Raw genomic sequence first — 8,195 nt, 5'->3', positions numbered from 1 at the left:
TGGGGGAGCCAACATCGTGGATCGCTTCGGCGAGACAACACTGGGGCAGCGCCAAACCGCTGCGATTGATGTCGCAAGCACAACTTAAATTCAGGGGAAAACTGTCCTGGACATGGGGTCCACTTTAGCCGGTGTTGTTGAAGGTGGTGGCAGAGATGACGAAATTGCTTGCGCCCAACAACGCCAGATTGTAGTTCTGAGCCGCTGTGTTCAAGTTGCCAAGGCTCAGGTCACCATTGAAAACGATGTTACCGTTGGTGCCCTGGAGAGCGAGGGTCACTGCGGTGAGAGCAGCGAAGGTCGCCCCCCCGCTGTTGATTAACGTGACGGTATCGATGTTAGGGCCAATCGAACCGACACTGACTGCGCCAGAGGCATTAAGGGCAAGGAGCCCCCCCGCCACATTACCACTGACCGTGCCGAGATTGAGTGTCGTAGCACCCACCAAGGTTAAGGTTCCTGCCAGTGTCGTTGCCCCTAGAGCGAGGGGAAACCCGTTGGCATTGATGGTGCTTTTTCCCCTCACCGTTGTGGTGCCGAAGCTGATGCCGTCATAACCGCTAAAGGTCAAGCCATTGAGAGCCACCAATCCCGGCAGATTAGTCCCGGTATCACCGTTGCCGAGGGTGACGTCTTGCTCGAAGCTCACGTTGCTGCCTGGGGTCGCCAACAAGCCGGAGTTGCCACCCAACGTGCCGAGAAAGTGCACTGGCCCGATGACACCGGGTGAGATCGTCAGGGCCGCCCCGGTGCCGCTGCCCAGGTTGTTAACGACTCCTTGCACCATCGAACCTCCAGGCCCGCTCCCGGCGGCCAACGTCAGATTCCGGCCGCCGCCAGCCAGCGAAGCCAGTGAGATAACGCCGCCAAGGGTCACTTCTGAAGTCAGCGTCACCAGATCATTGAAATGGATTGCCATGGCAGTGACGTTGCCGCCGAGCGTCGTCGTACCGGCTGCGTCAGTGGTAAGAGCGGCGAGGGGAAGGGTTCCACCGACCGTCCCTTGGAAGGTTGTGACGCCTGGGGTGTTAAGAGTTAGGTTATGGGGTCCGTCAATAGTTGATTTAAAGTCAATGTGATCACCATCTGAGATAGTCATATCTGCGATGAGCACGACGGGATCGTTGAACGTCACCGCCGCCTCAGCCACGTCGATGGCGGCGGTCATTAACACAGCGGCGGGCACCATGTAACGGAACTTTGAGAGGGGGAAAAAACGACTTAAGGCTGGGGTAATGAGGTGCATATATCGCTGTCCTTCCAAATTTTAGACGGCCCTTTGCCGTTCACGTAAGGTAGATTTTAGGTGTAGAAACCACGTTATGTCTATTGTTTTAGACGTTCCGGTTCCGGAATCATCCGGCACAAAAATCCCCATCTCCGACAGAAAAATATAAGTACCTCAACAGTAGCCGTTCATAGAGCCGGTAGCGGAGCTGCTGCGCGACCGGCGCGACGCTCCGCGATCACGCTGGCCAGAGAGTGCCAAGGCACATGGCCGCGTGGGCGACAGGTGTCGATCACGCTGGCGAGCAAGGTGAAGGCGCGCGATCCGGCTTCGCCGCGCGTCCCCATCATGATGCGTCGTGCGATCACCCAATGGCGCAGCGCCCGCTCGGCGTCGTTGTTGGTGAGCGGCCAGTGGGGAATATTTAAAATCAATTAATTGAATCGTGCCGGCGACAAGATTTATCGGTTGCCGACAAGACCGGACCAATGTACATACACCGCATGCCATAAGGGATGCGGTTTAGGCGAGACCGAACCGATGCATGAGCCTTCCGATGACTAGACCCAAGGGCGCGCACTCCCTGATCCGCGTGGTTGTGGCACGATGGAGCGCATTTTTCGGCTTCTGGCTGTTGCTGGCCGGACCCGGCCTGAACGAGTCGGTCGCCAAGGGCTTGACGACCGATCTTGCCGCCAACCTGGCGGTCGGGCTGCTCGCGGCCGTGGCGGCGACCTGGGTCAGTCTGCGCCTCCTGCCGCCTACTCCGGGACGGCTCCACCTCGCGGCGCTCGCGCGGCTCGCCCTGCATTTCTTCTGGCAATCCATCGTCGCCGGCGTGGACGTGGCCCGTCGGGCCTTCGACCCGCGCCTGCCCCTGAAGCCCGGTGATCTGACCTTTCCCACGCGCCTCCCGCCCGGAACCGAACGCGCGGCCTTCGGCGCCATCACGAGTTTGATGCCGGGCACGCTTCCGGTGGGGACCGATGATCATGACCGACTGCTCTATCACTGTCTGGATCTCGATCAGCCGGTCGCGGCGGGACTCGCCCGGGACGAGGCGCTGATGATGCGGGTCCGCCGTGGCGGGAACGACCGCGATGACTGAGTTCCTGCTTGGCGCGGCCGCTTTCGTCCTGGGCACCGTCGCGCTGGGGCTGATTCGACTCCTGCGCGGTCCCGGTCACGCGGATCGCATGCTGGCCGCCCAACTCCTCGGCACCGGCGGCGTCGCGGCCCTGCTCCTGCTGGGCGTCGCCACCGGGGTCGGCGCGATCGTGGAAGTTGCCTTGCTGCTGGCCTTGCTCGCGGCCTTCGCCTCGGTCGCCTTCGTCAGCGGTATCCATCGTCCAGACGGACTCGGAACCGCATCCGGAACGGAACATGCCGCCCCGGGATCGTCGGACGAGAACAAAAGGGACACGCCATGAATCTCGCGCTGGACATCCTGACCATCGTCGCCGTCTCGCTCGGGGCGATCTTCTTTCTGGCCGGCACGGTCGGGCTGCTACGCTTTCCCGATACCCTGACCCGGCTCCATGCGCTCACCAAGGCGGACAATCTGGGGCTCGGGCTGGTCGTGCTGGGCCTGTTGCCCCAGGTGTCAGCGCCCCTGGCCGCGCTGGGACTGCTCGCGGTGTGGCTGCTCGCGCTGCTCTCCGGCGCCACGGTCGGTCAGCTCCTGGCGGGCACGGCCTCCGCGCCCGATCAGGACCGGGCGGAGACGCCGGCGCGTCACGCGGGAGCCAGTCATGACTAGCGCGCTGGTCGTCGATGCCGCGCTGGCGCTCCTGGTCCTTGGCTTGGCCCTCTGGGTGATTTCCACCCGCGCGGCCTATAGCGCGGTGGTCGGATTCGTCGCGTACGGGCTCTTGATGGCGATCGTTTGGGTGCGGCTCGCGGCCGTGGACGTGGCCATGACCGAGGCCGCCCTGGGAACCGGGCTTACCGGCCTTCTGCTGCTCGGCGCGGCGGCGCGTCTGGCGCCCTACGAGGCCGCCGAAGTCAGCAGCCGACCTGGCCGAGGGCTCAGGATGCTGATCGGCCTGCTCTGCGCGGCCATCGCCCTTGGACTTGCCGCCGTGGTGCTCATGCTGCCCGATCCCGCGCCGACGCTGGCCCTGCTGGTCGCCGAGAACCTGCCTCCCACCGGGGTCGGGAATCCAGTCACCGGCGTCCTGCTGGCCCATCGCGCCATCGACACCCTGCTGGAGTCCGTGGTCCTGATACCGGCCCTGATCGGGGTCTGGTCGGTGGCGGCGGATCCCGCCTGGGGCGGACGTCCTGGTTCCCTGCCCCGCCCGCAGTCGGGCAGCGCGCTGACCCTGCTGGCCCAGGTGCTGCCCCCGTTCGGCATCCTGATCGGCATCCATCTGGTCTGGAACGGCGCCGACGACCCAGGCGGTAAATTCCAGGGCGCCACGGTGCTGGCCGCCATGTGGATCCTCGTCCTGATCGCCGGTCTGCGGGAACCGCCGGCCGTGCGCGATCAACGCTTGCGTGTCCTGCTCGTCATTGGGGCCTTGGTCTTCATCGGGATCGGCGTGGCCGGCATCTGGCTGGCGGACGCCTTCCTGGCCTACCCGGAGGGCTACGCGAAGCCGCTGATCCTGGCCATCGAGGCGGTCCTGACTCTGTCCATCGCCTTAACGCTGGGATTGCTGCTCGCGGGACCGCCAGCGAACGATCACCGCTCCGGGGGGCGCTCATGAACGGCCCGACCCTCTTCGGTCTCTGTGGCGCCGCCCTAGTGGGATTGGGGCTTTACGGCCTGATCTGCCAGCCTGGCGCACTGCGCAAGATCCTCGCCTTCAACCTCATCGGCAGCGGCGTTTTCCTGCTGTTCGGAGTGATCGCCAAGCGCGGCGGTGGCGCGTTGTCCGCCGCCGGGCTCGGGGTCGACGGCGACCCCGTGCCGCAGGCCCTGATCATCACCGGACTGGTGGTCGCCTTCGCGGCGACGTCCATCGCTGTCGCCCTGCTGTTGCGGCTCGCCGAGATCAGCGGCCGGAGCACGCTGGAGCGCGCTGGGTCGGGCTCTCACTCGCCCACTCACGAGCGGGCGCCCGCACCCGAACGGGCGGCGTGATGGACAGTTCATCGCTCCTCGTCTCCCCGTTCACAAGCCTGATCGAGTTGGGCGGACTCCTCCTCGTGATCCCGCTCATGCTGCCCGTCATCGGTCTGCTGCTGGCGCTCATGCTTGGCGGACGCTTTCTGGGCCGTTTCATGCTCCTCTTGCTCCTGCTGGGGCTCATCGCCGCGCTCGCCGTCGCGACCGCCGTTCTGACCGGCGGCGATGCCTTGCTGTACCACCTGGGAGGCTGGGCGCCACCGCTGGGCGTGGCGCTGAAGGCGGATGGGCTCTCGGCGATCCTACTGCTCGTCTCGGCGGTGGTGATCCTGGCGGTTGGGATTTACGCCCAACGGGACTTTCGGGTTCCGCCCGGCGCGCCCGAGACCCGCGCCTCGCTCGTGTTCTGGATGCTCCTGATGGGCGTCTGGGCCGGACTCAACGCAGCCTTTCTGGGTCAGGACCTGTTCACGCTCTTCGTGGCACTGGAACTCCTGACCTTTTCCGCCGTGCCGCTGGTCGCCCTGGACGGTCGGGCCGAAACCCTGGCGGCGGCCCTGCGCTATCTGCTCTTCGCGCTCCTGGGCTCGGTGCTTTACCTGCTGGGCGCGGTGCTCTTCTACGGCACCTACGCCACCCTGGATATCGCCCTGCTCGCGGAGCGGATCGCCGGAGCGCCATCGCTGCCGCCGCCGATCGTCGCCGCCGCCGCGCTGATGACCGTCGGGCTGCTGGCCAAGACCGCGCTCTTTCCGCTGCATCTCTGGCTGCCGCCAGCCCACGCGGGCGCGCCGCCGGCCGCCAGCGCCATCCTCTCGGCGCTGGTCGTCAAGGCGTCCTTCTTCCTGATCCTGCGGATTTGGTTCGATGTCCTACCGGGAGCGCTGAACCCGATGACGGCCCAGATTCTTGGTGCGCTGGGCGCCGGGGCGATCCTCTTCGGCAATCTCATCGCCCTGCGGCAGGCCCGGCTCAAGCTGCTGATCGCCTATTCGACCGTCGCCCAGATCGGCTATCTCTTCCTGATCTTTCCGCTGGCCGCGAGCGCCGAGTCCCTCGCCTTGACCGGCGGCATGCTCCAGGTGGTGTCGCACGCCTGCGCCAAGGCCGCCATGTTCATGGCCGCCGGCCTGCTCGCCGGGACGCTCGGTCATGACCGCATCCGCGACCTGGGCGGCAGCATCCGCGTCCTGCCGATCACCGTTCTCGCCTTCGGGCTCGCCGGGCTATCGCTGATCGGGATTCAACCGAGCGGCGGCTATCTGACCAAGACGCTGCTGACCGCGGCCGTCGACGGGACCGGACAATGGTGGTGGGGACTGGTCATGCAGGCGGGCGGACTGCTCACCGCCGCCTATCTGTTCTGGGTGCTCGGGCATGCGCTGTCCGGCCCGCCATCCGGTCAGGTCGTCGCTCGTCCTGGACGCGCCCAGGAGCTGGTGGTTTTGGCGCTTGCGCTCGCTGCGCTGCTGCTCGGCCTCCTGCCGCCCGCGCTCTTCGATCTGGTCGGGGTCGGTCGCGCCGGCCTCGATGCGAGCGCGGCCGTCTCGACCGCCATGGCCGGCGCCTTTGGCTGGAGCAAACTCTGGGGCGATGTCTGGCCAATCCTGGTGGTCGGGCTGCTGGTGCTTGGGATGCTGCCCTGGCCTGACCGCCAGGCGAACGCTTCCGAGCGTCTCGCGGCAACGACCTCTAGCGTGACCGGACATTGGGCGGCGGCTCTCGGTGCCATCCTGGAGCGTGCCGATCGTGGCTTGCGGAAGTGGCCGGTTGCGGGTCTGTCTCTTTTGGTTCTGGCGCTCGCCTTGGCCGCGGCCATTGCCACCGGGTCGTGACCCACGGGAAAGCCGACGGAAGCGTCTGCTACCACACACCGCGCACCGCCCCACCGGGCGTTTCTCTCACAGCCGCGCGATTGAGGTTCCCCCGAAATTTTGTCTTCCAAGGGGAATGGGCAGCGAATTTCAGGGTGGCCTTCGGCGAAGTCTGGCACAAAGTCATACGCTCAAATTGAAAATTGTTGGACAAAGAACAAGGCAAATTTTGCCCCTTCCTTCTTCTTACCCCCGCAAAACATCGGCGTTGATCGCGCGCAGCACCAGACTGCGGAATTTCTTGGCGCGCAGCAGGTCGCTATCTGACCAGGGCTCGGAGTGGCCAGAGGTGGTCTCGATCCAGCGCTCGAAGGAGGAACGCGGCGACAGGTGTTGACTCTGCTCGTCGAAGCAGACGTCCTTGCGCGGATCGCCGGCCCAATAGACGGTACGCGGTTGCTCGGGCCGCCACCAGAGAAAGACGCGCTCGCCACGTTTGTCTATATGGTCGAAACGACCGGCGCGCACCGCCAGCAGTCCGCTCGCGCGATCGGCATAGTCCGTGGCGGGGTAAAACAGATTGGGCAGTGCATCGGTGGAAAAGACCTGGTCGCTAAGGCCGGTCCGCAACCACTCGACCTGGGCCTGGATCTCCGGCCGGGTGGGCGTGATCCCAAATGTCACGATCTGATTGCCGTCGACGAGCGCCGCGCCCTCGGCGGCGACCAGCGACAGAAGTGCGCGGCCGAGGATCGGACCGGGGTTGAACGTGGGAGCGCCGAACGCGGCCGATCGGCGATGGCTTTCGGCATCGCGCAAGGCGTCGAGCAGGCGCACGATCTCCTGGTCGCTCCCGTTGACCTCGCGCAGACGACGGTTGTTCTGATAGCCTCCGATGGAGAGCGTGAAGACTTGCGCCATCTCGGCGCAACGCTCGCGCACCGGCAACGGCAGGCTGCGCGGTTCGTGATGATGGCAGGCAATGAGCCCCCACAACCGTCCGTACAGGATCAGCGAGAAGGAGAGCGAGGCTGTGACGCCCATGTTCCGCAGATAGGCGAGATGGACCGGCGAGACGGCGCGCAGATCCGACAGCGTGAGATCGGCGATGGCCTCCTCGTGACCCTGGATCGGCACCGGCTCGGCGGCGATGTCGGCGATCTGACGGTGCCGATTGCTGAGATACAGCGTCCGTGCGATCTTTGGAATGTCCGATGCGGGATAGCGCAGCCCCAGGTAGGGCGAGAGCCCGTCGGCCAGGCTTTCGCTGATGACCTCGCCGCAGTCGTCATCCCGGAAACGGTAGATCATGACGCGCTCGAAGCCGGTTGCGGCGCGCAGTTCGTTGGCCAGATATTGGCACTGCTGCTCCCAATCCAGTTCGGTGTAGGGCATCCGATACAGACGATGCGGCACCGGCCGATCAGCGTCGTGCGCTCGTGAGGGCGGCAGGGAGGTCTCCAGCTCCAGCAGCCAGTTCTGTTCGTTGCAGGACAGCAGTCCGTCCAGACTGCCGCGTGGACCGCTGAACAGATTGCGATACAGTCGCTTTTCGGTGGACGGTTGCATCCAGGTATCGTCCGCGGCGGTCGTGGCATCGGTCTGGGGCGGAACGTCCGGCAGGATGGCCGCGAGCGGCTGGCCCAGCGCCTCGGCGCACCCATGTCCGATCCAGTCGGCGAGATTGGCGCTCGCAAAGCGGATCCGCGGATCTCCAACCATTCCGCCGAGCAGGACGCCGTCGGGCTGGATGGCCTGGACGCGATGCAGTTGCTCGCGTTCGCACTCGGCCAGAAAACCTTGCAGTGAAAGCTCGCTCATGGGTCGGTCCTCAAACTGAGCCGGTCGGCGATGATGCATCGGCCAGCGGTGAAACTGTGTGCGTGATGAGGTGCGTCGTTTTCAGCCATCCGTCAGGTTGGCATTAACCACCTGGCGTCGGCACAGATCTAACCCGAATTATTCATAAAAATGGGCGACACTCGTTTAACCAATTGATAAAATTGGTGTTCTGCAAAGAACGCTTCGGAGAAGCCAAACGAGGTCGCCCATGTCCCAGTTTACCCAAGAGCCGCTGCGC

The 8,195-nt window shown here is 64.9% G+C and carries 8 protein-coding genes and 1 pseudogene; 6 read left to right on the top strand and 3 right to left on the bottom strand.

The features are described from left to right. Positions 1-124 precede the first annotated feature (124 nt). Together CCR95_RS00780 and CCR95_RS25035 are read right to left on the bottom strand one after the other, a co-directional pair. Positions 125-1,246, bottom strand: a complete 1,122-nt coding sequence (locus CCR95_RS00780; protein ID WP_201091002.1) for an autotransporter outer membrane beta-barrel domain-containing protein — start codon at positions 1,244-1,246, stop codon at positions 125-127. Positions 1,247-1,416: 170 nt separating this feature from the next. Beyond that, a pseudogene (locus CCR95_RS25035) lies at positions 1,417-1,662 on the bottom strand (IS66 family transposase); the annotation flags it as partial. A 122-nt stretch (positions 1,663-1,784) separates the two neighbouring features. On the opposite strand from CCR95_RS25035, the gene CCR95_RS00770 reads away from it, so the two are divergent. The 6 genes from CCR95_RS00770 to CCR95_RS00745 are packed head-to-tail and all read left to right on the top strand — an operon-like array spanning position 1,785 to position 6,136. Continuing rightward, positions 1,785-2,336 carry a Na+/H+ antiporter subunit E gene (locus CCR95_RS00770; RefSeq protein WP_201091000.1) on the top strand — a complete coding sequence of 184 codons (552 nt, stop codon included), beginning with the start codon at positions 1,785-1,787 and terminating at the stop codon, positions 2,334-2,336. Continuing rightward, positions 2,329-2,658, top strand: a complete 330-nt coding sequence (locus tag CCR95_RS00765) for an MrpF/PhaF family protein (protein WP_201090998.1) — start codon at positions 2,329-2,331, stop codon at positions 2,656-2,658. The genes CCR95_RS00770 and CCR95_RS00765 overlap by 8 nt, the downstream gene beginning before the upstream one ends. After that, on the top strand, positions 2,655-2,987 hold the full coding sequence (locus CCR95_RS00760; protein ID WP_201090996.1) for a cation:proton antiporter: 333 nt from the start codon (positions 2,655-2,657) through the stop codon (positions 2,985-2,987). Before CCR95_RS00765 ends, CCR95_RS00760 begins: the two co-directional genes overlap by 4 nt. Further along, positions 2,980-3,939 (top strand): MnhB domain-containing protein, encoded by a 960-nt coding sequence (locus CCR95_RS00755; RefSeq protein ID WP_201090989.1) that lies wholly within the window; start codon positions 2,980-2,982, stop codon positions 3,937-3,939. Before CCR95_RS00760 ends, CCR95_RS00755 begins: the two co-directional genes overlap by 8 nt. Then, the gene (locus CCR95_RS00750) at positions 3,936-4,316 is read left to right on the top strand and encodes a cation:proton antiporter subunit C (RefSeq protein ID WP_201090987.1); all 381 of its coding nucleotides are present in this window, start codon (positions 3,936-3,938) and stop codon (positions 4,314-4,316) included. The genes CCR95_RS00755 and CCR95_RS00750 overlap by 4 nt, the downstream gene beginning before the upstream one ends. Beyond that, positions 4,316-6,136: a complex I subunit 5 family protein gene (locus tag CCR95_RS00745; protein ID WP_201091004.1), complete on the top strand. Its 1,821-nt coding sequence runs from the start codon at positions 4,316-4,318 to the stop codon at positions 6,134-6,136. The genes CCR95_RS00750 and CCR95_RS00745 overlap by 1 nt, the downstream gene beginning before the upstream one ends. Positions 6,137-6,361: 225 nt before the next feature. On the opposite strand, the gene CCR95_RS00740 is transcribed toward CCR95_RS00745, so the two are convergent. Then, entirely contained in the window at positions 6,362-7,936 is a 1,575-nt protein-coding gene (locus CCR95_RS00740) for a GAF domain-containing protein (RefSeq protein WP_201090985.1), read from the bottom strand. Positions 7,937-8,195 lie beyond the last annotated feature (259 nt).

This window comes from Thiocystis minor (assembly GCF_016653465.1).
Classification (GTDB): Bacteria; Pseudomonadota; Gammaproteobacteria; order Chromatiales; family Chromatiaceae; genus Chromatium; species Chromatium minus.
Note: the sequence above shows the minus strand (reverse complement) of the source record. Positions and strands in the feature narration are given on the sequence as shown.

Bases quoted from the DNA above. Each gene is read 5' to 3' on its own strand.
- CCR95_RS00770 (WP_201091000.1), top strand. From the start codon at position 1,785: ATGACTAGACCCAAGGGCGCGCACTCCCTGATCCGCGTGGTTGTGGCA.
- CCR95_RS00750 (WP_201090987.1), top strand. From the start codon at position 3,936: ATGAACGGCCCGACCCTCTTCGGTCTCTGTGGCGCCGCCCTAGTGGGA.
- CCR95_RS00765 (WP_201090998.1), top strand. From the start codon at position 2,329: ATGACTGAGTTCCTGCTTGGCGCGGCCGCTTTCGTCCTGGGCACCGTC.
- CCR95_RS00760 (WP_201090996.1), top strand. From the start codon at position 2,655: ATGAATCTCGCGCTGGACATCCTGACCATCGTCGCCGTCTCGCTCGGG.
- CCR95_RS00755 (WP_201090989.1), top strand. From the start codon at position 2,980: ATGACTAGCGCGCTGGTCGTCGATGCCGCGCTGGCGCTCCTGGTCCTT.
- CCR95_RS00745 (WP_201091004.1), top strand. From the start codon at position 4,316: ATGGACAGTTCATCGCTCCTCGTCTCCCCGTTCACAAGCCTGATCGAG.
- CCR95_RS00740 (WP_201090985.1), bottom strand. From the start codon at position 7,936: ATGAGCGAGCTTTCACTGCAAGGTTTTCTGGCCGAGTGCGAACGCGAG.
- CCR95_RS00780 (WP_201091002.1), bottom strand. From the start codon at position 1,246: ATGCACCTCATTACCCCAGCCTTAAGTCGTTTTTTCCCCCTCTCAAAG.